The organism is Pseudoalteromonas sp. DY56-GL79, from assembly GCF_041414765.1.
GTDB classification, from domain to species: domain Bacteria; phylum Pseudomonadota; class Gammaproteobacteria; order Enterobacterales; family Alteromonadaceae; genus Pseudoalteromonas; species Pseudoalteromonas piscicida.
This window is the reverse complement of the sequence record NZ_JANHZS010000031.1, coordinates 42,335-67,574: the sequence shown is the minus strand read 5'-3', so window position 1 is coordinate 67,574 and position 25,240 is coordinate 42,335. Positions and strand designations below refer to the sequence as shown.

Below are 25,240 nucleotides of genomic sequence, written 5' to 3'. Positions count from 1 at the left end.
ATTACCCATGTGAAAGTAGAACATCGCCAGGGCCAAATAAGAGAAACCCGTTGCAGCAATGCGACGGGTTTTTTGCTATGTGTGATTTAAAAACCTCGTAAGCCAATCAACACATCGCGAGGTAAACTCGCTCCTACCACAGTATCTGCAAGTGCAGCATGGTCGGAGGTTGTTTATCCGCCGAGCATTTGCAAGCGATAAGTTGCTGTGTGGTTTTATCCAATAAGGGCTATAAGGAAGGGTCAATTAACGATATGATGGGCTAAAAACCGGGGATTTAGCGTGTCATTTCATTTAATTGCACTGTTGGTAATATTTGCATTGTTTGGTACTTCAGCCACTTACCTAATTCGCTTTATGTATAGCTATTGGATTAAGAAGCAGCTTGAAGTGAAGTACATTATTAATGCGAGTATTTGTGCGCTGTTAGTGATGGTGATCTCAGTGATCAATGAGCTTATCCGATAACCTGAGTGCTCATCAGCCTATAGAGGCACAGCCTGACAGGTATGGGCAATACATAGTGTTTGTATTGGCATCACAGGTTCACAATTAACCGCTGGCGCTTTTCCTTTGTTACTCAGCTTTTCTTGCTCTGTAATAGCGCTAACTACTGCTTCTACATCTTGCTCATCAGTATGCTTCGTTGAATAGATCAGGTATTCTCTTGGTCCACCACAGGTTAATCGCTCACCTACTCCAATTACTTTACACTGATAGCTTGCATCACATCCTATATTTGCTCTTATATCGCTGAGTGTATGTGTAGCATTCGAGCGACTTGTTGCATCGCTTGGTGTCATTTCACAGCCAGATAACGCCGCAATTAGTGTGCCGATGCAAGCGAGAGAAATAGCTAACTTCATTATTGCCTCTAGTATGTAGGACGACTATTTTCTAGTTTAACACACTTATTTTCAACGCATTGTGTTGCGGGTTCAATTAAATGCTGACAGATACTCATCATCTGATTTTGCATATTATAGGCGCGCTCTAATGTAGTAATTTGCTCCGCTAGCTGCTTAACTTGGGCCTCATCTGCTGATCTTGTTGAATACACTAGATAAGAAGAAGGGCCACCACAGGCACGATCGCCAACGGCAATGACTTTACAATGGGTATCGTTATCACAGCTTTTGTCGGCCACGATGTTTTCCAATGATTGTTTATGGGTTTTGATATCAGAGGTATCGAGCTTTTTACCATCTTGTTGAATAGGCAAGCTTGCTTCTTTTGATTCTTTAATTTCGGTGTGCTTTTCGCTTACAGTTTTGGTTTCCTGTGCTTTTTGTTCTGTGGTTTCTTTTTTAGTTACTTCTTCTTGGCAACCAAACAGCAAAAAGGTTGTCAGTAAAGTGGGGATCATCTTGTTCATTATATGCTCTCCTAATGTTTGCTAATTAAACTACGCAAGTCCTTAAGGAATAGCAAGCTCTGCAGCCTGCATACACTATATGTGATTGCAGGCTTTGAAGGACGGCGCTATAGACCGCCTTTGGTGAGTTTTTGCGGATCGAGTAATGATTGAAGTTCGTCTTCACTCAGATCGGTTTGCTCAGCAGCGACCTCAATGATTGGACGTCCTTCTTTGTAGGCAAGCTTGGCAATTTGTGCTGCTTTTTCATACCCGATCACAGGATTTAACGCGGTAACTAAAATCGGGTTTTTAGCCAGTACCTTTTGAATATTCTGCTCATTTACTTTAAAGCTTGAGATAGCTTTGTCCGCAAGTAGCCTCGCGGTATTTGAGAGGATCTCAATGCTTTGCAAAATATTTAATGCAATCACCGGCAACATAACATTCAGCTCAAAATTGCCAGACTGGCCTGCAACACTAATCGTTGCATCATTACCTATCACTTGAGCACTGGCCATTGCAGCCGCTTCTGGAATAACAGGGTTTACTTTACCTGGCATGATTGAAGAGCCTGGTTGTAGCGCCTCAAGTTCGATTTCACCTAGGCCAGCAAGCGGTCCTGAATTCATCCAGCGTAAGTCATTGGCTATCTTCATTTGTGCTACTGCAAAGGTTTTAAGTTGGCCTGAAAGTCCCACTATCGCGTCTTGTGAACCGATATGATAGAAAAAGTTGTTGCCTTTACTGAAACGGATCCCGATGTTAGTGCTCAGGTTTTGGCTAAATAACTTAGCGAACTGTGGATCGGCATTAATACCTGTGCCGACCGCTGTTCCACCTTGACCTAACTCGTAGACTTTTTCTAAGGAATGAACAATGCCCTGACAGGCGTTATCTACTTGCGCTTGCCAGCCACTTAATGTTTGTGCAAAGGTCACCGGCATTGCATCCATCAAGTGCGTACGGCCAGTTTTGACGTGATGGCCAACTTGCTCTGCTTTTTGTTCAATACTACTAGATAAGTGTTTTAGTGCAGGCAGAAGGTCATACACTGCTGTGATTGCACTACTTACGTGAATCGCTGTTGGGATCACATCGTTTGAGCTTTGGCCCATGTTAACGTCATCATTAGGATGAATTGCGACACCGCTTAATTCAGTCGCTAGAGTAGCTATCACTTCGTTGGCATTCATGTTTGAACTGGTACCAGAGCCAGTCTGAAAGACATCCACTGGAAATTGATCTAAGTGTTTGCCATCAATTAGCTGCTGACAGGCACTCACGATTGCTTTTGCTTTATCACTTGATAGATGACCAAGGGATTGATTGGTTTCTGCTGCGGCTTGTTTGATGTAGGCCAATGCTTTGATAAAGCTACCAGGCATTGTGATCCCGCTAATAGGAAAGTTATTTACAGCGCGCTGTGTTTGCGCCTTGTAGAGCGCATGCTCAGGAACATCTAATGTTCCCATACTATCGGATTCTTGACGAAATGTAGTCATCGTTGCTCCTAATAAAAAGGGTTAAACTGCTGGCAGGTTTGGCACGCATCTCGCTGGAGCTTCAAAAATTGCTGTGACGAAGTATGGTGATGTTTATAAAACCGTTTTAGTGCCAACAAAGGCTTAAATAATTGATCCATGCATTGTTTACGTATGGCGGTATCAACGAGTGGATCGGCAATCTGTTCTAACAGTTCGGACAATGTATTTTTAAGATAAAGCTCTTGCAGCAGCGGGTTATTATGGCGCTCGTACCATTTTGCCATGCTTATGCCTGCCGAAATATATTCCGCAACCAAGAGCGGCGCCTCGAGTTGTGGTCGCTGGCAGTGGCGATTAAGCTTCGCACGATAAGTTTGTAATAAAGTAGCTAGCTGCATAAATACAAAATCAAATGATGTAATGATAATGGTTATCATTACATCATTTGATTGGCAATTCAAGCTTTAGTATTCGCACTGCCAAACAATTTGTTTAGCATTCACCATAGCAGCTCACTATGAGTCTGAAATGAATTTAAGAAAGTGTGATTGAGCTTATACCAATTGCACTAAGTCTCCAATCAATTTGAAGGGTGAAATACCATATTAGCGTCGTTAAAAATTTCTCATTTAGAACAACTAAATAGCAAAATTTTTGCCTAGCTACTAAAGTTATTTCTCCGCTTCAAATAGCTCATTTACCTAATACAATTGGTATTAATTATAGCCGAGGAGATATTGCTGTTCTGAATGCTCTTTCTCTTGTTCTTCGAGTTGCATCAGGTTGGCGACTTCTTGTCGGTAAGCGCGACTTTTCGTGAAGGTATTTTTACGCTTCTTCAGAACAAGTCCTTCGCTTTTAAGTTGGCTTGGCATTTGGGTGATCTCTGAAATTTTCATGCTCGCTTCTCCTCTTAGTACTCTTTAAACTTAGCAGAAGTTGTACCAAAATAAATTTCTTTTCTAATTTTAATTGCTTAGTAGAAGTTTTAGCTATTTGCCTTGCAATTGAGATAAATTCTTGCCTCAATGAGGCGCATAAATCGATCAAAATAGTGCAAACGAAATGACAAAACCTTACTCTCAAGCGTGTGAAAACAATAAACGGCCAATATTAGAAAAGCTCACTCCCTATCTAAATAAACCGTTGAAAGTGCTAGAGGTAGGCTCTGGTACGGGTCAGCATGCTGTGCACTTTGCTGCGGCGTTACCGCATTTAACGTGGCAGACGGCGGACAGGGAGATTAATCACGCAGGTATTCAAGCGTGGCTTGATGATGCAGAATTAGAAAATACTTTACCGCCATTGGCGCTAGACTTACACCATGCGTGGCCTGTTAATCAGCGTTATGATGTGATCTATACCGCTAATACCTTGCACATTGTGTCATCAACGCTCGTTGAGCGCTTAATCGCAGGAGTAGGACGACACCTTAAAGAAAGCGGCTACCTGATAGTTTATGGGCCGTTTAATTATCAAGGTGAATTTACCAGCGAGAGTAACCGAGAGTTTGATGCGTATTTAAAATCGCAAGACAAAGAGAGTGGCATTCGCGATCAAGAATGGGTATTGGCGCTTGCAGCAGAGCAAGGACTTACACTACAGCAAGACTATGCGATGCCGGCTAATAATCGCTTATTGGTGTTTAAACGGTAGTTTTGCTTGGCACTCGGTAAAGTAATGCTCGAGTGCGTCAGCTTCGCGCTTGGTAAAATCCTCAAGCGCTTGTTGGAAGTCAGGTTGAAATAAGCGGTGATACGATTGCCTCCACACCGGCTCAAAACCCCTCACTAACTTGTGCTCACCTTGAGCGCCCGCGTCAAAGGCTGCAAGCTGATTAGCAATGGCGTACTCTATGCCTTGATAGTAACACAGCTCAAAATGCAAAAAGTCGTAACTATCCTCAATTGCACCCCAATAGCGACCATACAAGGTATCGCCATCCACAAGATATAAACTGGTGGCGATAATTTCTTGGTTTAAGTAAGCGCAGCAAAGACGAAGCTTATCTGGCATCGAAGTGATAACTTGCTGAAAAAAATCGCGAGAGAGATAGCCGTGGTGTCGCGAGCGTTTAAGATAGGTGAGTTGGTAGCTGAGAAAAAACGCATCAAGTTGTGCTGTGCTTATTTCTCTGCCAACAGTCCAGCTTATGTTAATACCTTGGGCGGTCACAGCTTGGCGTTCTTTCATGACCATTTTACGCTTTCTTGATGTGAGTCGTGCGAGAAAATCATCGAACTCGGCGTAACCTCGATTATGCCAATGAAATTGCACATTGCGGCGCATCGTTAAATGACTTTGAGTGAGAAAATCGCTTTCACGACAAAAATTAATATGGACTCCACTAATGCCTAGTTGGGTGAGGCTCGTGAGCGTAGCGTCAATATATTCAAGCAAGCAAGAAGATAGTCGTTTAGTTAATATTCTTGGCCCTTGAGTTGGCGTAAAGGGGACGCCACACAGCCATTTCGGATAGTAATCAAATCCATGGCGCTCGTAGGCTTCAGCAAAAGCCCAATCAAAAACGTACTCGCCATAAGAATGCGATTTAATATAGCCTGGTAAAATTGCAATCAACTCGCCCTGGCGTTCAATCATTAAGTGATGCGGTATCCAGCCAGTCTCTTTGCTGGTGCAGCCGCTCAACTCTAATGCAAGCAGCCACGCGTAGCTCGTAAATACATGCGATGGTGAAACACAGTCCCACTGTGCTGCTGTCACTTCAGTCAGAGAATGAATAAACCTGTGTTGGTACTCAGTCATTGTGGCCATCAAAAAATGCGAGCAGTGCTTGCTCAAAGTTGCTGTAATCAGGGTTAAACGTGATCCGCGCAAGAGCTGTGTATTGCGTCATGCTTTTCTCGTGACGCTCGCCAAAATGGACGGTTTTACCTGTGCGGCAGTTGATGAAGGCTTGGTCTTCTAAGTGGTAACTGGTGCAATTACGATAAGGCCCTTTGCGGCCGTAAAAAATATGTTCAGGCGGCTGCAAAATACCAATATGAGACATATCGACAATGTTGTCGGCTTTCACGCTCCGATAATTCACACCTTGCTTAGTCGGTGGCGTTTCCGAATAGATAAATTGGGTCAACGTTGACTTAGGTTGCCACTTTTCTAGCAGCTTTGCTGTTGCATGATTGTCTATGGTGGTATCGACATCGCTATAGCTGATAAACATCGGTACATCTGGCAAAGTGGTGAGTGATTTGAGTGGCGCCATAGCCTGATGGGCTAACGTTGCGCCATGCCATGGGAAAGATTCATATTTGGCGAAATCCAAATCTGCGTCTTCATCTATCCAATTGACAAATGGCACGTAATCAATCCATTTGGCTAGCCAACCGTTCTTATTATGTGGCTCCGTAGCGGGTGAGATAAGTGCAACAGAGCCTAAATTATTGGGTTTGCGCTTCGCTATGCTACTCAGCACCAAGGCGGCACCTGTGGAATAACCAAGTACGGAAAAATGCTTAAAATCTTGGCTAGTCTGTGCGATGGCATAATCCGTATGGGTTTGCCAATCGTCAATATCAACTTCGGTTAAATCGCTTGGTGCAGTCGCGTGTCCAGGCAGTAACATGGTTCTGACATTGTATCCTGCTTCATAGAGTGCTGCCGCAAGGTAGTGAAAAGTAAAAGGAGAATCGGTCAGACCATGGATAAGTAAAATGGCGTGATCTCTGTTGTCATGCTCAAGTGAAAATGGCGCAATTAAGTCACTTACCTTAGGGGTTGTCAGGTTGAGTAATGTTGCAGTGGGCGTCATTAATGGGCACGGCAGTGTAGCGCGAGGATTGCGGCTTTCAATAATTTGCTTAGTCGAACGAATATAATCGTTATAGTTTTTTATATTCGCTATATCGACGGTGATAGGGCCTTTATCGATCGCTTCGCGGAATAATCCCGACGCTTTGCTCTTGGTGAATAGCGACATATCACTCACTTGGGTAACACAGTCTTGTGCGATGACCAAAGGTGAGCCAAGCAGGCTAAAAGCAAATACTGTGGAGGTAAGGTAGTGGCGCATAGTCGGTCCTTATGAGCATAAAATCACATGCAGTATAGCGAGAACAGGTGACGATAAAAATGGTTAGCGGATCGGTAATATGCGTTTCGCAAAAGTTTGCTTGAGGACAATCGTTGATTCAATCCCGCTAATCACCTTACAGGCGCCCAGTTGATGTTTGGCAAATTGTTCATAGCTGGGCAAATCCTTTGCTACGATTTCCAATAGGTAATCATGACTTCCGGAGATCACCGAACAACTGATCACCTGATCTTCAGATTCCACGTGTTGTTCAAATAAATGCGCTGCGGTTGCGGTATTTTCACTGAGTTTTATAAATGCATAAACCAGAATACTTAGGTCAACTTGCGCTCTATCAAGTGCTGCATGATAGCCTGAAATTACTCCTGTATCTTGCAAGCGTTTTACGCGTCGAAGACAGGGAGTATCGGAAAGGTTTGCCTTTTCGGCGAGTGAGGCATTACTCAAACGTGCATTATGCTGCAAGGCGTTAAGGAGCAATTTGTCCTTGGCATCTAGATTTACCGACATAAACCAAATAAAAGAGTGATTCTTGCTAATCAGTATTAAACTTTTAGAGAAAATTGGCAAATTATGCTCGTGGTGATTTGCTAGCCTTAACTGTGGAATAATCACGAGAAGTAATAATGAGTCCATTAGCCGTACAATTTGACGCTTGGATTAGAGGCCCGTTTGTTGACCTTAACGACAAGCTTGAACATCTTTATTGGCAGCAACAGGATAAAGCAAACGTTGAAGGCGTTGATGAAACGCTAAAAGCACAGTTATTAGAAGAAGGTAATCAACTGATCCAAGCCTTGCTAGAAGAAGGCAATACCGACGAAGGTTTTGAGCAAGCATTCGACTTACTCGGTAACGTTGGTCTATTTATGGCTGCATGCAGACGCCACGAAATTACCGAGCCAAGCCGTGAAAGGGTGTCTCCACTAACACAAGCATCGGCACTGGCCATGCACATCGGTGCCTCTTTGGGAGTTACGCCGCGCTTCGCAACGGCTCATCTCACCACACACAACCGCGCAATCAACGGCGTGTATAAGCGCTTTACTTCTCATCCGGCAGAGCGCTTATTCATCGACTACAATACTCAGGCCATTCTTGCCTATAAACGAGCGTCCGAATCGCTAATGAAGGTACATCATTTGGGAATTTCTCATCCCATGTCATTGGTGCTACTCAAACAAGTTAAGCAAGCGCTGCTTGAGGTGATAGAGTCTAATCGAGAGTTATTTAAGGAACTGGATACCGAGGCATTCTTTTACGTTGTACGACCCTATTACAAACCTTACCGAGTTGGTAAAGAGGTCTATCGTGGTGCAAACGCTGGAGATTTTGCGGGTATCAATGTTATCGATATGATGTTGGGGTTATGCCCGGCTAATGATATTAGTTACGGTCAAATGCTGGTGGAAAAATTCCTCTATATGATGCCAGAAGACCAAGCAACCCTGCGTGAATGTATGCGTACGCCTAATTTAATGGATGCGTTTCTGAGTGCATTGAAAGGGCCGAAAAGTGATTGGTTTGGCCCTGCCTGTAGCTTGTTTATACAAGTGTGTAAGCTGCATGGAGATACGGCCATACAACATCACAATCAACTCGTCGAAAAGTATATCGCCAAACCTTCGCAGGCAATGCAGCAACAGCACTTAAGCAAAGTGACCGCCAGTGGTCCACCGATTGAAGTCTTACTCAAAGAGCTCGCAGACTTAAGAGATAGACGAGCAGCTGCCGAGCGCGCTGATATCTTTACTCGGCATCATGACTTAAAACGACTACGCCAAGCAATAGGGGTTAAGCATGAAGCAGTATAGGGATGATTTTCACCTGCCTACGGGTCACTATTTATTGAGCCATTCCGTTGGTCGTGTGTTGAAATCTGCAGCGGAAGATTTTCATCAGCAATTTATGGTGCCGTGGCAACAACAAAATCAAGAGCCTTGGCAGCAGTGGCTAAGTGGAATTGATCGCTTTACCTCAGCCCTAGCTTCCCTATTACACACCGATGCGCGCCTGTTTTGTCCGCAAACAAACCTTTCCAGTGGTTTAACGAAATGGGCGATGAGTTTGCCCGAAAGTGGCATTCGCAAAGTACGCGTATTGATGAGTGAGCAAGACTTCCCCAGCATGGGATTTGCGTTACAAAACGCGTTGGACAATATTGAGATTGTTTATATTCCCGAAGCGATGAATATGCACGACCTAAGTGTGTGGCAGCAATATATTGACGAGCAAATTGACTGGGTATTTGTCAGTCATGTGTATTCGAACAGCGGTCAGCAGGCGCCTGTCGCTGACATCATTAGCCTTGCTAACCAATATGGCTGTCGAAGCATTATTGATATTGCTCAGTCACTTAGTGTATTACCAATAAATTTAAGCGAGTGGGGCGCGGATTGCGTTATCGGCTCTTGTGTGAAATGGAGCTGCGGTGGCCCTGGCGCCGGTTTTATTTGGGTGAATGAAGATGTCTTGCCTTATTGCGAGCCAAAAGATGTTGGCTGGTTTTCGCATCAAAATCCATTCGAGTTTGATATTCATCATTTTGCGCTGAGTGAAAGTGCGCTGCGTTTTTGGGGCGGTACACCAAGTGTGGCACCTTATATCTATGCGGGGCACAGCCTTGGCTATTTTGCCGAGCTTGGGATTGAGCAAGTAAGAGCGTACAACTTTGCTTTGTTATCTGAGTTACAAGCGGCATTGCCTGAATTTTATCGCTCTCCTACAGCACAGAGTGCTTGCTCGGGGACAGCTATTTTGCATTTTGGCTCTCGGCATGAGGCAGTGATGGAGCAGCTTAAGCGAGCAGGCATTGCTGTGGATAATCGTCGCTACGGTATTCGCGTCTCACCGCATATTTATAATAGTCAGGAGGACATCGCGCAGTTGGTGCAGGTTATCAACGAAAGCTAGCTTCCCAACCCTAGTGCTTTTTTAGTTTTCTTCTTCACCGAGCGCCAATGTGTCATTGGCTGCTTGGGCGCGCGCGCTATCAATGCGTTGAAATCAATTTCTTCAGCAAGTACCTCTCCTTGATGTGCCAAGATCACTGAGTGGGGTTGTAGTGCCTCGACTTTGGCAAGAGATTGGCGATACAAGCGTGGATAGAATACTGGAAAAGGCGCAACAAATTGCCCTTTCACTTTTACCGTCAAATCCGCCACATAGATGCGCTTACTGGGGAGATGATACAAGCTCAAATCTCTATCCGTATGACCGGGTGTGTGTATCGCTTGCCATTCGTTAAAGTGGGGCAAGCTATCACCATCGGCTAGGTAAAAGTCTGGTGATAATTGTCTTGGGTACCAAAGATTGCGTTTGGCCTTGCGCTTTCTCCCTGCAACCCAAAGTGCCAGCGCCATATCGGAGAGGTGCATCATGACACCATCAATACCACGATACCACTGACTGGGGGCATTTGCGGCCGCAATCTTTGCGCCCGTGAGTTTTTTGAGTTTGTGCGCGCCACCGGCATGATCTGGGTGCATATGCGTGACCACAATCAGCTTGAGTGCGCTTAGTGGCTTTTGCAGTTGCAGGATGTAGTTGCAGACCAACTCAACATCGGCACGACAGCAACCGTCGAGTAACAGCAGGCCCGTTTCGTATTCAACCAGATAAATATGTTGAATATAGCCTTCTAAGACATGGATTTTCATTCGTCACACTCATTTCCCCAATCAGATCTCAACATAGCATAGGTTGAAGACATCTGACCAGTTGTGTGTGGAAGTGATAAATCGCAGACATAAAAAAACCGCAATTAAGCGGTTTTCTTATAAGTGATGGCGGAGAAGGAGGGATTCGAACCCTCGATAGGGCTACAAACCCTATACTCCCTTAGCAGGGGAGCGCCTTCAGCCACTCGGCCACCTCTCCGGCGCAATACTTTAAAAATGGCGGAGAGATAGGGATTTGAACCCTAGATACGCTATTAACGTATGCCGGTTTTCAAGACCGGTGCTTTCAACCACTCAGCCATCTCTCCATGGGCAAAGATAATACTTAGCGATTTAGGCGCTGTAAACCGTTTTTAAACTGTTTGCTTAAAAAATGTGCTAAAAGTGAGGTTTTTTTAAAATTGTGCTAGAAATTAGCGGTTTGACGAAGAGGTTTTGTACAAAAATGCTGGTTGAAGTGGTGCTTTTATGGTCTATTGAAACAAATGCTGACGAGAGCATGGCGGGTTGGGACGCCATGCTCTGTGCAGACTTACTTATACATAATCACGTCTTTTAACGCTAAATGTTGACCACATACTGCCAACCACTTCGTCCAATTGATACGACGTTGTTTAGTTGGTTGTGTTTGGTTAAACGTGTTTTGTGATGGGCTGCAAGGTGCAGCTGAATTAAGCATGTCTGGCTCCTAATAAGCAATGATTGAAAACAAGGCTATTTTGCACGCAATTTGTTTAAATTTAAAACGATAAAAATTGATGTTTTCGGATAAAAATAACTAATGAATTAATGGTTTATTCATTTTTGTTTTAATGGGTTTTTTGCATGTTTATGCATGACTTTGATTGTCTTGGTTAGGCTGTAACCCAATTAATATGGGTGTTTTTGATTTTTGATTTTTGATTTTTGGTTTTAGTTTTGGTTTTTTATTCATATAAGTTGAGTTTTTGTATTTAAGGGTTTTTATGCTGGTGGTAGTCAACCCTTTAGCGGGTGCTGAGGGGAAAGCGCAAATTGCATGGTTAAAGCAACAATTAACACAACAACAGTTGACGGCAACTTGGTTTAATACCACTGGAAACTTTGTCGCAGATAGGGATGCAATTGCTCAAGCTGCTACGGCGGGAGTTAGCGTGGTGGTGATTGGGGGGGATGGCACGTTGCATCTAGTCGCCAATGCCATTGCTGAGCGGGATAACACGCTTGCGTTGCTGCCTGCGGGGACTGGCAACGATTTTGCTCGGCAGTTTAATTATTCCAAAGCACAGTGGCGAGCAGCTGTATTTTCAGACAAGATCTCAAGTATTGATTTGGGTAAAGTGGACGGGCGCTGGTTTGTCAATGTTGCTGGGATTGGCTTTAACGCGCATGTCATGAATAACTTAGGACAAACCAAACGTTTAGGTAAGCTGAGCTATACCTGTGCGGGACTAATGTCGCTGTTTACTGCCAAACTCATTCGCTATCACAGCAATACGTGGCCTGAGCAGGGTATGATGTTGTTACTTGCGAATGGCAAACACTTTGGGGCAGGGTTAACTCCCGCTCCTATGGCTTGCCTTGATGACGGTCAGCTGGAGCTACTGTGGTTCACGCCGCAAACGCATTGGCAGCGGGTGATATTGTTTGTCAATATGCTGCTTAAACGTCATATGGGTACAAGAAATGTGCACCACGGCCGCATTGCAGAGCTTTTTATCGAACAAGAGGGTTATGACATTGAGGCTGATGGTGAGATTGTTGGGCGCACGCCTGCGACGATAACCTGCTGCCGCCGAGCTCTGAGCATAAAAAAAGCGCCATTATAAAATGGCGCTGAAAAGTAAGAAGCTAAAGCATTGGTAAGACTTCAACTTCTAACTGGGGACCGAATGGACAACCAAGCGTAGATGCGATTTAAAGGCGTGAGTACAATCGCATTACCTAGGATGACCAAAATAAACCCAATAAAGGTGTTTTGCTGCCACTCAAAGCCTTCAAATAAGGTACTCAAGGCCACGGCAACAAAAGGAAATAACACTATCAAATAACTCGCTTTCTCAGGCCCAATATTCTTGAGTAGTGAGAAATAACAACCAAAGGCAATGACGGTGCCAAACACGCTGAGATAAATCAGAGACCACCAATATGATGCCGGCGCTTGGTTGATAAACTGATGTTCACTAAAGGCGACATAGGTTGCTAACATGACAGCGCTGTAAAGCATGCCCCACGCATTTCCCGCCATAACATCAATTTGCTGATTGGAATTGCGTACGCTCACCATATTACCGAGTGACGCGACCACTGTTCCTAATAGAGCTAATGATAATCCCAAGAAGGCCTCGCTTTGCAAATCAAATGCGACCAAATCGTGCCAAAACAAGCTGACTATCCCAAGCGTGCCCAGTGATGCACCAAAGTAAATTCGCTTTGCAATAGGTTTGGCAAAAAACAACTTAGTGTTGACGATGTTAACGACCAATAATAATGAAAACGCAATTGATGCCATCGCTGACGTTAAATGTGCCTGAGCCCAATACAAGAAGAGATAGTTAGCACCAAAATTACACAGCGCTAAGAGGATGAAAAAGCCATGATCTCGGCGAGAAAATCGCATTGGCACACGCTTATAGATGACAAACGCCCACATACAAACCGCGGCGAGGCCAAAGCGGTAAAACAGCGACACAAACTCGTTGATGCTGCCAAGTTGGTATTCAATGGCAAGCCATGTTGATCCCCAAATCAACACAGTGATGGCGTAAAGAAATAGATTTTTCATGATCGGCTCTAGATTCAAACAGCAGTGGAAGTATGTAGTTTACGCTGTTATTCTGTATAAGCTATATACAGAATTTACTAATTTATACCTATACAGATTATTGCTTATGAGTACCGTTATTCAACGCCAACATTCCGCCTTTCTCTATCAGCAGGTGATCCAAATGATCTTGTCGATGGCAGAACAAGAGTCCATTTTACCGGGCGAAAAGCTTCCCTCATTGCGTGTTATGGCGCAAAACTTAAATGTCAGTATCCCAACGGTAAAGCAGGCCTATCAAGCACTTGAAGATCAAGGAAAAGTCATTGCCAAAGAGAAATCCGGCTACTTTTTATGCCACAGAGCTTCGCACAACGACTCTCCGAAGCGTGCACGATTGCCCGCCAAACCTGTGGTGGTTAACAAGCAGGCGCTGATTGAACAAGTGTATAAGGGGATCCATCAGCCGCATGCAATCCCCTTAGGTATCGCCAACCCCATCGCCATTGCTGGTACTGAGCTGGTTCTTGCCAAAATTATGCGCCGCGCAATGAAAGAAGCAGGGAATGAACTCATTAATTATGGCCCTATGGACGGTTTAGATAGTTTAAAAAAGCAAATCGTGCGGCGTTATTTGGATATGGGCTTAGCAATAGACATGGATGAAGTGGTGATCACCAATGGCGCGCAAGAAGCGTTGGCGATTGCGTTACAAGCGGTGACCAAGCCCGGAGACGTGATAGCGATTGAATCCCCCTGTTATTTTGGCATAGTTGAACTGGCTGAAAACTTAGGGTTAAAGGCCATTGAAATACCTGTTTGCCCAGATGATGGCATTTGGCTGAGCGACCTTGAACGGGCGCTTGAAAAACATGATATTCGAGCGTGTGTGTTTTCTACCAGTATTAGTAACCCGCTTGGTAGCTTTATGCCAGATACGAGACGTGCGCAGCTGGTGGCACTATTAGAGCAACGTGACGTGGTGTTGATAGAGGACGATGTGTATGGTGATTTATATTTTACCGAGCAGCGCGGCATACCGGCACAAGCATTTAGCCAAAAAGGCTTAGTGATCACATGTGCGTCATTTTCAAAAACCGCAGCGCCCAGCTATCGAGTGGGTTGGATGGTCGCCAGTCAATTTAGTGCAAAAGCAAAGCGCATAAAACGTGCGTTGAGTTGTTCGTCATCTTTAATGAATCAATGGGCTCTGGCGGACTTTCTCAGCTCCGGAGGCTACGAGCGCCATTTAAAGTTGGTCCGTAAACGGTTAATTGAGAATCGAGACCGTATGATCCAAGCGGTGAATGTTGCGTTTGGTAGTGAGGTAAGAGTCAGTCGCCCGCAAGGCGGTTGTGTGCTGTGGCTAGACTTAGGTAAGCACGTTGATGGTGCCTTGTTGTTCCAAAAAGCCTTGGAGTGCGGGATCAGTATTACGCCTGGTACGCTATTTAGTGCCAGCAAAAAGTATCAAAATTGTATACGTATCAGTTATGGTTTGCCGTGGGATGCGTCGGTAGAGCAAGCGATTAAAACGCTGGGGGAGTTGGCTGATGCACAAAGGAAAGGGTTGGCATAACGTATCCTGAATTAAAAGTAAGTTATGCCAACGTCAGATTATTTAAATTTAAACAGTTGGTACTCTGACATTGCGGGGATAGACTTTGCGACAATGGCTTCGTTTTTCGCTATTTGTTCAAAGTCGCCACACAGTGCGTCTGCTTTTTTCTCAATAGATTCTGCCTGTTGTTCAACTTTGGTTTCGATTTGTGTTGCGAAGTTTTCCATACGCTGTTCAAAGCTGCTCATATCACCGTTTGCATCTGACATTTCGTTGCCAATCGCAACCAGTAAGCTACCTATCGATTGCATCATGGCACCTTGTACTGCAGTCTCGATTTTTTCTTCAAACTGATTATCGAAATTTTGGCCAAACTCATCAAAGGTTTGCTTGCCCATCACAAACGCACCTTGCTGATAAAACGTATTTTGCACTTCTGTTTCGAGGTCATCGATCACGGCATGGATGCTATCTAAACTAGTTAAATTAAAGGTTTGTGCCACTTCATTAAGGGCAACGCCCGCTAGTTTTATGCCTTCAAAAGCAATATCAGCCACTTGTGGTAGGCGGCCTCTTAGTTCATCACCGTATTGCGTGAGCATCGTTTTTTGCTGTGTATTAAGTGTGATGCGCTCGCCATTGAGTGTCAGTTCGCCAAGGTTGTTGATCTCAGCTGTTTTGTTTTTGGCCGTTGTGATCACCAAGTTATCAGGCGTGATCCTAACGTCATTCTGAAATTCTACTTCACAATTGTCACCGCTAAACGTGATGTTATTTTTTTCGTGTGCAGCGACGGTGGTTGTCATCATTGTTGCTGCTGTTAGTAGTAAAATTTTATTCATGGTCGATCCTTATTGGCTCAGTTGCATGATTATTGTTACAAGAACAATGCCAAATATAAACTCAAATAAAATCAATATATTGTATTTTATTGTTGAAAGTTAATGTGCTCTAAAAGTGATAAAATTGACTAAAATATAGTTGTTTTTGTCAAAATTAATTAGGCAATAAAAAATTTTTATTGTAAGGATAAGAAACTCTCACTTTTCAGAATGACAATTTAGCGCTAAATAGTGATCTTGAGAGACGGCTCTCATTTTATTAATGACTATTTTATTTTGGAGTTAGTTGTGGGTAAGACATTCTCTTACGATGCGCTTGATGATGATTTTGCAGACGATGAATTTGAAAAGTTGGGTCGTAACCAACATGACAAGCAAAAGCGTAAAGTCAAAAGAAAGCTAGACGACTACTTAGAGCAAAAACGCCTACGTAGAAATCTAGGCGATGATGATTTCGACTATATTGATGATTGATCACTAGAGGTCATCTACGAGTCTAGCACTGACAGTAATTCAATTTGGCTGTGTGATTAAGCAGGGCTGTGGGTTACTCAGTGCGATGTCTGAATTACTGTGTCGTTGGTGATAGCCAAGCAAGTGACGAGATATTCAGATAGTAAGCAGCCGCAAATATGCGGCTGTTTTGTTTTTATACGATTGGTATTAATCTTTAAAAGATTTATGGCAGTCTTTACAGCCTTTTGCCCAATCTTTAAATGCAGAAGCAATCAGCTTTTTGTCGCCAGAGTCAGCTGCAACAGCCAGTGCTTGAGCATACTCGGCAAATTGCTTGGCTTTTCCATCGAACTCAGCTCTGTCTGACCAAACGGCTGGTAGGGCATCAGTATTGCCTTTGTCAGAACCGTCGATAAATGCTTCCCAAGGCATTTGCGATAATTGCGCAGCATTGTGAGCACGTTGCTTAAATACTTCAGCATCAAATGGTACTTTGCCTTTTAGCATGTCGCCCATATTGCCAATCTGGAAACGGATCAATTGGAAAGACGCTTGGCGGTATTCAATTGCATCTTCAGCCGATTCAAACATGGTGTTAGCTTGCGCAGTTGCTGCAAGACAGCTAAATAGTGTGACGGTAAGTAGTTTCTTCATAGTAAACCCCTAATTTTTTCCCTATTTTCAATGTAAATTACAAATATAATCAAACAATTGCGATAAGTGCCCTGTGACGGAGGCAACTAGTTTTAAATAATCAACTCTCGATGTCTTTGAATATCATGCCCCTGCGCATACTGCGGGTGGCTAAAAAGATTTCTCCCAGCAAAGAGACAAACGCGCCAATAAGCAGCACCATAGCGGCGATAAAACAAGACGATAACGTAATGCCCAATGGCATACTGTACAAGTGTGACATGAACAGCAGCATAACCACTGCACACACAAGCAACGCACTGAGTACACTCATGCTAAATGCAACGTGAATAAAACGAGACCGTTTTAACAGTGCGCGCATTTCACGGCTAAAGTGCATTTTGAGCTCTTCATCTTGCGTGGTATTGATCTTGCGATCAAGTAAACGCGCCCTATCCGTGATCCGTGCTAAGCGGTTTGATAGTACCCCTAAGGTCGCAGCAATACCCGTAATTAAAAATACAGGGGCAACGGCGGTTTGGATAACTTTGGCCATCGTGAGAATGCTAACGACTTCTGGATTCATATAGTTACCTCGTTAATTCCAGTTTAGTTTTGATAAGGTGTTGGGTTGCTCACCGATGAGGGTCTGTATCACTTGGTTGCGTTCATCAAGCAAGATGACTCTAGGAATGCCTTTATTGGCATACGTGTTGTAAATATCTCGATTGGGATCGGCAACAAAATGGATGGGCAATTGCATGGTTTCGTTGAATTGCTCAAGCGTAGTGTTAGTTTCTTCTCGGCCTATGGCAACGATGGTTAACTCGGCTTGGGTGAGTAATTCTGATTGTTTTAGTTCACTTAATAAACGTTGTGAATCAGAGCACCACGTCGCGAATAAAATCACCAGCTTTTTGTGATTAGCATCGAACCTAACGGCTTGGTTTTTGATATCCGTAAATTGCAAATGTTTAAAGGAGTCGCCGGTGTGGATATAGGTCTGATAGCCATCGTCTGCTTGTGGTAGCGCTTCGTTAGAGGCCTTGCAGCCGCTTAATCCGGTGGTGAGTACGGTGCTAAGTAGTAACATTTTTATTGTTGTTTTCATGCCTATCCCTTGAATCCATGTCAGTGTTTTTGAAGTCTTGCGCACATTTCAGTATATTGCCCCACTTAGATGATTTCTTAAAGTCCAATTTCTTATAGCCGTTGATATGATTTACCTTTCTTTATTTGGGCTTGCTTTTATTGCCGCAACCTTATTACCTGCGTCGTCGGAACTGGCGCTGAGTGGGCTCGTTGTTAAACAACAAGGCGAATTAGTTTGGTTATGGCTGGCTGCGACAACGGGTAATTTACTTGGTAGCTGTGTCAACTATTATCTTGGCTGGTTTATCGCTAAGTGGCGGGATAAGCGCTGGTTTCCGGTTTCTCAACAGCAATATGATAAGGCTTGTGGACTATTTAATCGTTACGGCAAGTTTTCATTGCTATTTGCTTGGCTACCCATAGTCGGAGATCCTTTGACTGTGGTAGCGGGATCTCTACGGACCTCTTTTTGGTGGTTTTTTGTGTTAGTCGCGCTCGGTAAAGGCGCTCGTTATGCACTGGTGATTTACCTTGCCTTACAGGTGATTTCTTAACACCAGAAGGCAAGGAAGTGAATATCAGAGTCTTATCTCTTAGTTTAGCTTCTGTACCAATCGAGCGTCAGTGACACTGAGTCAGCAAACCGTAAAGCGTGCGGTTTATCTACGGTGACTTTTGCATACGTCACGTCTTGATGTTGATGACATTCAGCAAGTATGTCAGCCACTAATTTCTCAAGTAACAAAAAATGCCCTTCTTCTACCAGTGTGATGACAGCTTTGGTCACTGTTTTGTAGTTAAGCGCGTGAGCCACATTATCATGATCTAAACATGCCGTATCCGCTGGGTAGTGAATTTCAATATTGATCACGACATCTTGTTTTTTTTCCCGCTCCTCGGGATTAAAACCAATAAAGGTACGTAGCCTTAAATTCGTCACCTTAATAATGGCATTCGACATAGCGTGCTTATCCTTTCACTAACTGTAAAAATTCGTTGCGGGTTTTGGGGTCGCTTCTGAAGTTACCAAGCATCACAGAAGTTCGCATACTAGAGTTTTGTTTTTCAACCCCACGCATCATCATACACATATGTTTGGCTTCAACGATCACGCCAACGCCTTTTGCGCCGGTGACTTCCTCAACGGCCTTGGCGATTTGATGAGTTAGCTGCTCTTGGATTTGAAAACGTCGGGCAAACATATCAACAATGCGGGCAAATTTAGATAAGCCAAGCACTTTACCATTAGGTATATAAGCGATGTGACAACGACCAACGAAAGGTAGAAGGTGATGCTCACACATAGAGTACAACTCTATATCTTGAACCAGCACCATATCATCGGCATCCGAGCTGAATACCGCGTTGTTGGTGATTTCATCCAGTGTTTGACGGTAGCCCTGAGTCAGATATTCCATCGCTTTCGCTGCGCGCTTTGGCGTATCTAATAATCCTTCGCGGTCTGCATCTTCACCCACGGCTTCAATAATCGTTTTATAACTCTGTTGTAATTTGTCTTGCATAATGCGTTACCTCAAATGGCGGCCACCGTCGATTTGTACCGTGCGTCCTGTCATATAGTTGCTAGAGAGTATCATGTCGACACTATTGATAACTTCTTTGCTACCAGGCTCAATTCCCATAATAGACTTTTTCAAGGTTTTTGCCTTGTACTCGTCACTATCGTCTTGATTAAAGATGATAAGAGAAGGTGCAATGCTATTCACTTTGATGTTAGGTGCAAACTTAGCGGCAAATGACCGTGTTAAGTTATCTAATGCAGCTTTACTTGCGGCATAGGCAATGTGTTTTGGACTGCCTTTTTCTACTACATAGTCAGTAATATGGATCACATCGCTGACGTTATTGCTAGCTGTCAATAAGTCGCTCAAGGCATGATTGATCAAATAAGGGACTTTAGCGTGGATCCGCATCATATTGTCGAATAATGCTGAAAAGTCAGGGTTGTTGGCTTCACAATCCCAGCTCGATGCATTGTGGATGATGGCACTGAGCGCGCCGGTATGGGCACGAATTTGGTTGTTGAGTTGTGTGATTGCTTCTGGCTCGTCAAAATCAGCCTTGATACAAATAGCACCTTGCGATTCGAGTTCATTGATAACTTGGTGTTTGGTGCGATACGTCAATATGACGGCTTGCTGTTTAGCGAGAAAGTGTTTCACCAAAGCAAGTCCAATGCGCTGTGCGCCACCAGTAATTAAAATAGGTGCGGCTGCTGGGCTCATAAGTTCATCACCTTGTGAATTGAGAGATTAGGGGGCAGGATGAATAATTAATTATCTCCTGCCAACAATATTATTGTTCGTCGTATACCGTAGGAATTGGCTGACGCTTGTGTTGGGTGCGCTGATAGATGGTAATAAGTTTGTCGTTCACTTCACTGCTAACAGGCTTACCCTCAAGGAAGTCATCAATATTGTCATAGCTTAGTCCCAGCGCCTCTTCATCGGAAAGGCCTGGACGGTCGCATTCAAGATCGGCTGTCGGTACTTTATGTACTAGTCCGGCAGGTGCCCCGAGAAAAGCCGCTAGTGCGCGAACTTGGCGTTTTGATAAGCCAAACAAGGGCGCTAAGTCGCAGGCGCCGTCACCAAACTTGGTATAAAAGCCCGTGATGTTTTCAGCGCTGTGATCGGTGCCGACTACTAAACCGCGAGTCAGGCCTGCTATTTCGTACTGTGCTACCATGCGCTGGCGTGCTTTTACGTTTCCTTTAATAAAATCCACGCTGGCTTGTGAAGGCAGTGGCACACTTCCACCCGCCATGGCAGCAAGTGCTTGCTCGTGCATGGCATCGGCCGCAGGCTTGATGTTGACTGTTAAGCGCTGACTAGGTTGGATAAACTCGAGTGCAAGTTGTGCTTCCTCTTCATCAGCTTGAACGCCATACGGCAAGCGCATGGCAATAAATTTATAAGCCCCAGTACCATGTTCAGCATTGAGTTCATCGATAGCTAGCTGGCATAGGCGTCCACAGGTTGACGAATCAACTCCTCCGCTTATGCCAAGCACAAGGGTGAAGCAGCCAGAGGCTTGTAATCGTGCTTTTAAAAATGAGACACGTCGTTTGACTTCAAATTCTGGGTCAATAATTGGCTGAACTTTCATTTCAGCCATGATTGCTTCACGCATACTGGTTCCTCAATACTATCGGGGCGATAAACTTCTATTATGTTGGTGCTGATGCGCTTTTTAAAGCCCTAAATGTGCTTTGATGGTGGCGAGCTCTTGCTTTAATTGCTCAATCTCGGCAATTAAGCTTTCGATTTCGCTGTCATTTTGGGTGCAGGTTATGGGTTCTGCAGGCGCTGTTGATTCAACGACTTGGTCACCAAACAAGTGTTGATAACGACTTTCTCGTTTTCCAGGTTCCCTAGCAAGCTTAACTACATAATCATGTTCTTGCATCGCACTTAATGTCGCTTCAACGTCCTGTACGGAGCTGAACTCTGCGAGGCGGCCGCTGCGGGTACGCAGTTCACCTGGCGTTTGTGGTCCACGCAGTAACAACAAACAGATAATCGCTTTTTGTTTCGCGTTGACTTTAAGGTGGCCAAAATCACTGTTACAAAAGCGCTGGCTGTACTTGTCGACGCGACCAGAGAGTGCTTCGTCGCAGGTAATTAAGCGTTTTTCTTGTAGGCGAGTCAGTGTGTCTAACACATCATTTTGAGAGAGTTCCATCACCGGCTCGCGATTCGACTTTTGATTACACGCATTGGTGAGGCCGTTGAGTGACATGGGGTATTGTTCTGGGGTGGTGACTTGCTTTTCGATTAAGCTACCCAGTACGCGTTGCTCTTGAGTATCTAATTGCATCACTTTCCTTATTTTTGTTGTTGCTGATTAGATGTATAACATCATCTTGATAGTAGCAATATAATACCAATATTTACTGTAGCAAAGTGTGCGAGCTAACTTTGTTGGGCCGTAGACGAAGGTGCTTGCATTGTTTGCTGCGGTTTTATTTGCAGAAGTTTGGCTTTTAGCTCATCAAAGTCAATGGGTTTGGTGAGGTAATCATCCATTCCAGCATCAAGGCATTTTTCTCTATCACCTTGCATCGCGTTGGCGGTGAGTGCAACGATCACGCTATGCTGATGGATTTTTCCGGCAACACCTTGGCGGATCTGCTGTGCTGCCTGATAACCGTCCATTACTGGCATTTGACAATCCATTAGAATTACATCGTAAGGTTTGTTAGTTGATTGTAAGTGTGTAAGTGCTAACTCGCCATTTTCTTGGCAGACTACTTTTGCACCTAAACGCTCTAACATCGTCATCGCAACGGTTTGGTTTATCCGATTATCTTCCACCAATAAGATTGAGCATGCTAACAGAGGATCAGCACTGACCTGTGAGTTGGTTTTGACTGATTTCGGCTTGTCTGGGTCTTGATAATCAGAGTTGAACACCTGAAGTGCTGCATATGGCGTGATGGGATAGTACACCCGCTCGCAAGAGGAAAATAGCGAGAGCGTTTCGCTACTTTGTTCTTCAACGGCAAGCACATGAACGATCTGTTGTTGTGTTAGCTGCGTTTTGAGGGCTTGTTGCTTTTTCCGCGGGGCGGCATTGAGTAATTTGGCATCCAAAATAACAGCAAGATGTGAGGACGGTTGTTGCAGTTGTGTCATGAGCATATCAAGTTGCTGCACGTGTAAGCACGTGATATGCCAAGGCTTCAGTAGTTTACCGTAGTCTTCATTGATTTCGCTTAATATATATAACGTTGAGTTATCAGACTTTTCATGTACGGTAATGGGTTTAGCTGCTGTTAGTAGTACATTACAGGAAAACGTGCTGCCAACGTGTTCTTTACTAAATGCTTGTAGGTCACCACCGAGCAACTGAGACAATTGCTTTGCAATGGTGAGACCAAGCCCAGTACCACCATATTGTCGAGTGGTTGATAAATCTGCTTGGGTAAATGAATCAAAAACTTTATTGAGCTTTTCTTTTGAAATACCAATACCGGTATCTTCTACACTGCACCATAACCGAGTTTGATCGCCCGTTTGTTCGGTATGGCAGCTTAATGTCACTGAACCATCATGGGTGAACTTAATCGCATTGCTTAGCAAATTATTAAGGATTTGTTTGAGGCGATTTGGATCCGTTTGCGCGGTATGGACTTTCATGCCCGATAAATCGATATGTAGCCGATTATTGTTGGCATCAGCTGCGCGCACAAAACCAGACAGCATATTACTTAACATCTCGATAAGGTCGAACTCAACAAATTCGATCGTTAGCTTACCAGCCTCTATTTTGGAAAAGTCGAGAATGTCATTAATGATGGTAAGCAAGGACTTCGCTGAACTATGTGCCAAAGAGAGCTGGTGGTGTTGGGTCGAAGTGAGTTGTGAGTGCATTACAAGCTCAACCATGCCCATTACGCCATTGAGTGGAGTGCGTATTTCATGACTCATACTGGCTAAAAACTCTGCTTTCATTTTAGCGGATTGTTCTGCTAAGTCTTTATCAATGATGGCTTGATTTTTTGCCTTTTGATGGGCTTTATTGATAAAAAGGCTTCCTAACATGGCGGCGATAGATTTCATTAAACGGAGATCGCTTTGACCCCAAACTGGACTTACAACATCGTACTCTGCACAAAGAACGCCTAAGGGTTGGTTTTTATGACTGATAGGGCAGCAAAGCATCGCCTTAATTTCAAAAGGCTCAAGGTACGTTGTGGTGAGGGCCATTGTTGCAGGGTGGTTTTCAGCTTGTTCCGCCGCAATTATTTGGCCACTCTCAATTTCACTAAAGAATGCCGGCGCTATTGCTTTTCGCCAAGGAGGAAAGTGCTCTAAGTTATCCATCGCTGCATTTGAAAAACACACTGGGATCAGCTGGTTTTTATCCTCATTAAATTGCCAAATACTCACTTTATTCACCTCCACTCCTTTTCTACAGGTATCTGCACAGAGTGTGAGTGCTTTGTTGAGATGGTTATTTAAGATGGCTTCGTGAGAGCTCAAATGGGCAAGGAGCTCATTATTTTTGGCGAATTTATCATGTTCCATTTCCATGATTTTGCGTTTATGGATGTTTTGAATGGAACCAAAAATGTGGCTAGTGCGTTTGCCACTGCGAATAGAGCGTGCTTTCACGAGCACCCATAAGTCATCCAGATTTTGAGTTTGGATAATAAATTCTTCTTCGAACTCATGGCCTGTTTTTATAAGTTCATCCACACAATCTTGCAAACGCTTTCTGTGCAAACCTGCTTTGAAAAACTCTGTTGTATTCATCCAAGTGGGCTGAAATTGTCTTGGCACACAGAAAATACTACGAGTGACGTCCGACCAAATAATATCGCGTGTTTTGACGTTAATTTCCCATGCACCAACTTCTGCGAGTATGCCCATGTTGGTCAGTGATAAAGCATTGCGTTGTAGTTGCGATAGCAGTCGAGTGATGAAGATAAATGCGGCAATAAAGATGATAATCAAGGCGATGATAGCTAAGCGAAAAGGCCACACTGCAGTTGCCGCTGGTTGCCAACCAATGCGAGGCACGGCGTAGAGTTCCCATTCACCGGAGGGCACGTTGACACTAAATGCGATGGGGGCAAGCGAATGAATATTACTATTGCCATAAAAGTAATCTCCGTCTTGGCCTTTACCATCAACGCCTTGAATCGCGATCAGATATTGACTTTCTAATGCGGTAAAGTCTGCTTGTTGATACAGACTATCCATATCGAGCACGACAGAGAGTAAACCCCAGAAATGAGTTTTGTCTGTGTAAACGGGAACTCTTGCGATTAAACCTGTGCCTCCTTGCAGCAACTCCAGTGGACCTGCCATCACGATTTCGCGACTTTCTTTGGCGAGTAATGCGCCGTATTTTTGCGTCGGATGGGTTTGGTAGTCCAAGCCTATGGCTTTTTCATTGCCCTTCAATGGGTAAATATAGTCGAGCCGCATATCTGGAGCTGCTCCGATATTACGAAGGATTTGGCTACTATCGAATAGGGGTTTTGCGAGCTGTTCGAAGCGAGCTTGAGAGAGCTCGGATTGACCAGAAAGGGCAATGCCTAGCCCTCTGACAAGTTGTACATTTTTTGCCAGAATACCTTCTATTTTAGTGCGGTAGACATTCACTTCCTCGGTCGAGCGGCTTTTTTCTATCGCGATTAAGCGGCGATAGTTTACTTGATCAACATACCATGCCACTGCGATGATCACGACTAGCAAAAGCCAGAAGCTATATTTCACAAAGCGAAATTTAAGTGGTGATGTCGATAGTTCAGAGATCATGGTGCTTCTGTGTTGAAGACGATGATTTAACTATAGTTCAGTCCTC

29 protein-coding genes and 2 tRNA genes are annotated in these 25,240 nt (G+C 44.1%); 8 read left to right on the top strand and 23 right to left on the bottom strand.

The genetic code is table 11. The features are described 5' to 3' along the window. The first annotated feature begins 282 nt into the window (after nt 1-282). The gene (locus NO992_RS20210; protein WP_010378060.1) at nt 283-468 is read left to right on the top strand and encodes a hypothetical protein; all 186 of its coding nucleotides are present in this window, start codon (nt 283-285) and stop codon (nt 466-468) included. Nucleotides 469-485: 17 nt separating this feature from the next. On the opposite strand, the gene NO992_RS20205 is transcribed toward NO992_RS20210, so the two are convergent. The 5 genes from NO992_RS20205 to NO992_RS20185 form a co-directional block, all read right to left on the bottom strand. Next, nucleotides 486-866, bottom strand: coding sequence for a hypothetical protein (locus NO992_RS20205; protein ID WP_010378061.1), 381 nt, complete (start codon nt 864-866; stop codon nt 486-488). Nucleotides 867-874: 8 nt separating this feature from the next. Then, a complete protein-coding gene (locus NO992_RS20200; protein WP_371380116.1) occupies nt 875-1,375 on the bottom strand; it encodes a hypothetical protein in 501 nt (166 codons plus the stop codon). Nucleotides 1,376-1,482: 107 nt separating this feature from the next. Then, complete coding sequence (locus tag NO992_RS20195) at nt 1,483-2,859, bottom strand: class II fumarate hydratase (protein ID WP_371380114.1); 1,377 nt, start codon at nt 2,857-2,859, stop codon at nt 1,483-1,485. A gap of 8 nt (nt 2,860-2,867) precedes the next feature. Continuing rightward, nucleotides 2,868-3,278, bottom strand: coding sequence for a hypothetical protein (locus tag NO992_RS20190; protein ID WP_371380112.1), 411 nt, complete (start codon nt 3,276-3,278; stop codon nt 2,868-2,870). Nucleotides 3,279-3,557: 279 nt separating this feature from the next. Next, nucleotides 3,558-3,740 (bottom strand): hypothetical protein, encoded by a 183-nt coding sequence (locus NO992_RS20185; RefSeq protein ID WP_010378070.1) that lies wholly within the window; start codon nt 3,738-3,740, stop codon nt 3,558-3,560. Nucleotides 3,741-3,906: 166 nt separating this feature from the next. Between NO992_RS20185 and NO992_RS20180 the strand changes: the two genes are divergently transcribed. Then, nucleotides 3,907-4,497: a DUF938 domain-containing protein gene (locus tag NO992_RS20180; protein WP_088529475.1), complete on the top strand. Its 591-nt coding sequence runs from the start codon at nt 3,907-3,909 to the stop codon at nt 4,495-4,497. Here NO992_RS20180 and NO992_RS20175 read toward each other — a convergent pair. From NO992_RS20175 to NO992_RS20165, 3 genes are all read right to left on the bottom strand, one after another. After that, entirely contained in the window at nt 4,477-5,607 is a 1,131-nt protein-coding gene (locus tag NO992_RS20175) for a GNAT family N-acetyltransferase (protein WP_371380110.1), read from the bottom strand. The genes NO992_RS20180 and NO992_RS20175 overlap by 21 nt on opposite strands. Continuing rightward, nucleotides 5,600-6,874, bottom strand: coding sequence for an alpha/beta hydrolase (locus NO992_RS20170; RefSeq protein ID WP_371380108.1), 1,275 nt, complete (start codon nt 6,872-6,874; stop codon nt 5,600-5,602). Before NO992_RS20170 ends, NO992_RS20175 begins: the two co-directional genes overlap by 8 nt. A gap of 63 nt (nt 6,875-6,937) precedes the next feature. Further along, nucleotides 6,938-7,405: an Lrp/AsnC family transcriptional regulator gene (locus NO992_RS20165; RefSeq protein WP_026001098.1), complete on the bottom strand. Its 468-nt coding sequence runs from the start codon at nt 7,403-7,405 to the stop codon at nt 6,938-6,940. 116 nt (nt 7,406-7,521) lie between these two features. Between NO992_RS20165 and NO992_RS20160 the strand changes: the two genes are divergently transcribed. After that, nucleotides 7,522-8,709: a monodechloroaminopyrrolnitrin synthase PrnB family protein gene (locus NO992_RS20160; protein ID WP_371380106.1), complete on the top strand. Its 1,188-nt coding sequence runs from the start codon at nt 7,522-7,524 to the stop codon at nt 8,707-8,709. Beyond that, complete coding sequence (locus tag NO992_RS20155; RefSeq protein WP_371380104.1) at nt 8,696-9,808, top strand: aminotransferase class V-fold PLP-dependent enzyme; 1,113 nt, start codon at nt 8,696-8,698, stop codon at nt 9,806-9,808. Before NO992_RS20160 ends, NO992_RS20155 begins: the two co-directional genes overlap by 14 nt. On the opposite strand, the gene NO992_RS20150 is transcribed toward NO992_RS20155, so the two are convergent. From NO992_RS20150 to NO992_RS20135, 4 genes are all read right to left on the bottom strand, one after another. Further along, the gene (locus NO992_RS20150; protein WP_371380102.1) at nt 9,805-10,554 is read right to left on the bottom strand and encodes an MBL fold metallo-hydrolase; all 750 of its coding nucleotides are present in this window, start codon (nt 10,552-10,554) and stop codon (nt 9,805-9,807) included. The genes NO992_RS20155 and NO992_RS20150 overlap by 4 nt on opposite strands. 127 nt (nt 10,555-10,681) lie before the next feature. Further along, nucleotides 10,682-10,774 (bottom strand) — tRNA-Ser (locus NO992_RS20145). An 18-nt stretch (nt 10,775-10,792) separates the two neighbouring features. After that, a tRNA-Ser gene (locus NO992_RS20140) sits at nt 10,793-10,883 on the bottom strand. Between the two features lie 224 nt (nt 10,884-11,107). Further along, the gene (locus NO992_RS20135) at nt 11,108-11,254 is read right to left on the bottom strand and encodes a hypothetical protein (RefSeq protein ID WP_017219379.1); all 147 of its coding nucleotides are present in this window, start codon (nt 11,252-11,254) and stop codon (nt 11,108-11,110) included. Between the two features lie 286 nt (nt 11,255-11,540). Between NO992_RS20135 and NO992_RS20130 the strand changes: the two genes are divergently transcribed. Then, nucleotides 11,541-12,383 (top strand): diacylglycerol kinase family protein, encoded by an 843-nt coding sequence (locus NO992_RS20130; protein ID WP_371380100.1) that lies wholly within the window; start codon nt 11,541-11,543, stop codon nt 12,381-12,383. A 41-nt stretch (nt 12,384-12,424) separates the two neighbouring features. Here NO992_RS20130 and NO992_RS20125 read toward each other — a convergent pair whose 3' ends face one another. Beyond that, a complete protein-coding gene (locus tag NO992_RS20125; RefSeq protein ID WP_371380098.1) occupies nt 12,425-13,339 on the bottom strand; it encodes a DMT family transporter in 915 nt (304 codons plus the stop codon). Here NO992_RS20125 and NO992_RS20120 point away from each other — a divergent pair. After that, the gene (locus NO992_RS20120; RefSeq protein WP_371380096.1) at nt 13,338-14,897 is read left to right on the top strand and encodes a PLP-dependent aminotransferase family protein; all 1,560 of its coding nucleotides are present in this window, start codon (nt 13,338-13,340) and stop codon (nt 14,895-14,897) included. The genes NO992_RS20125 and NO992_RS20120 overlap by 2 nt on opposite strands. Nucleotides 14,898-14,935: 38 nt before the next feature. Here the strand turns inward: NO992_RS20120 and NO992_RS20115 are convergent, their stop codons facing one another. Continuing rightward, the gene (locus NO992_RS20115; RefSeq protein WP_017219383.1) at nt 14,936-15,721 is read right to left on the bottom strand and encodes a YggN family protein; all 786 of its coding nucleotides are present in this window, start codon (nt 15,719-15,721) and stop codon (nt 14,936-14,938) included. A 288-nt stretch (nt 15,722-16,009) separates the two neighbouring features. On the opposite strand from NO992_RS20115, the gene NO992_RS20110 reads away from it, so the two are divergent. Continuing rightward, nucleotides 16,010-16,195, top strand: a complete 186-nt coding sequence (locus tag NO992_RS20110) for a PA3496 family putative envelope integrity protein (protein WP_010604204.1) — start codon at nt 16,010-16,012, stop codon at nt 16,193-16,195. 189 nt (nt 16,196-16,384) lie between these two features. On the opposite strand, the gene NO992_RS20105 is transcribed toward NO992_RS20110, so the two are convergent. The 3 genes from NO992_RS20105 to NO992_RS20095 all read right to left on the bottom strand — a co-directional run bounded on the left by NO992_RS20105 (nt 16,385) and on the right by NO992_RS20095 (nt 17,921). After that, on the bottom strand, nt 16,385-16,831 hold the full coding sequence (locus NO992_RS20105) for a cytochrome c (protein WP_371380093.1): 447 nt from the start codon (nt 16,829-16,831) through the stop codon (nt 16,385-16,387). A gap of 100 nt (nt 16,832-16,931) precedes the next feature. Next, nucleotides 16,932-17,396 (bottom strand): DUF2721 domain-containing protein, encoded by a 465-nt coding sequence (locus NO992_RS20100; protein ID WP_017219384.1) that lies wholly within the window; start codon nt 17,394-17,396, stop codon nt 16,932-16,934. A gap of 12 nt (nt 17,397-17,408) precedes the next feature. Continuing rightward, complete coding sequence (locus tag NO992_RS20095) at nt 17,409-17,921, bottom strand: TlpA family protein disulfide reductase (protein WP_371380091.1); 513 nt, start codon at nt 17,919-17,921, stop codon at nt 17,409-17,411. Nucleotides 17,922-18,027: 106 nt separating this feature from the next. On the opposite strand from NO992_RS20095, the gene NO992_RS20090 reads away from it, so the two are divergent. Then, a complete protein-coding gene (locus tag NO992_RS20090) occupies nt 18,028-18,456 on the top strand; it encodes a YqaA family protein (protein WP_371380089.1) in 429 nt (142 codons plus the stop codon). Nucleotides 18,457-18,500: 44 nt separating this feature from the next. Here the strand turns inward: NO992_RS20090 and folX are convergent, their stop codons facing one another. The 6 genes from folX to NO992_RS20060 form a co-directional block, all read right to left on the bottom strand. Then, entirely contained in the window at nt 18,501-18,863 is a 363-nt protein-coding gene (folX, locus tag NO992_RS20085) for a dihydroneopterin triphosphate 2'-epimerase (protein ID WP_010378103.1), read from the bottom strand. Nucleotides 18,864-18,870: 7 nt separating this feature from the next. Next, on the bottom strand, nt 18,871-19,425 hold the full coding sequence (gene folE / locus NO992_RS20080; protein ID WP_010378105.1) for a GTP cyclohydrolase I FolE: 555 nt from the start codon (nt 19,423-19,425) through the stop codon (nt 18,871-18,873). 6 nt (nt 19,426-19,431) lie between these two features. Then, nucleotides 19,432-20,148 (bottom strand): dihydromonapterin reductase, encoded by a 717-nt coding sequence (gene folM / locus NO992_RS20075; protein ID WP_371380087.1) that lies wholly within the window; start codon nt 20,146-20,148, stop codon nt 19,432-19,434. Between the two features lie 70 nt (nt 20,149-20,218). Further along, nucleotides 20,219-21,055, bottom strand: a complete 837-nt coding sequence (nadE, locus tag NO992_RS20070; protein WP_371380085.1) for an ammonia-dependent NAD(+) synthetase — start codon at nt 21,053-21,055, stop codon at nt 20,219-20,221. 60 nt (nt 21,056-21,115) lie between these two features. Further along, nucleotides 21,116-21,742, bottom strand: a complete 627-nt coding sequence (locus NO992_RS20065) for a DUF480 domain-containing protein (protein WP_349198501.1) — start codon at nt 21,740-21,742, stop codon at nt 21,116-21,118. A 95-nt stretch (nt 21,743-21,837) separates the two neighbouring features. Continuing rightward, nucleotides 21,838-25,194, bottom strand: coding sequence for an ATP-binding protein (locus NO992_RS20060; protein ID WP_253107566.1), 3,357 nt, complete (start codon nt 25,192-25,194; stop codon nt 21,838-21,840). Between the last annotated feature and the right edge of the window lie 46 nt (nt 25,195-25,240).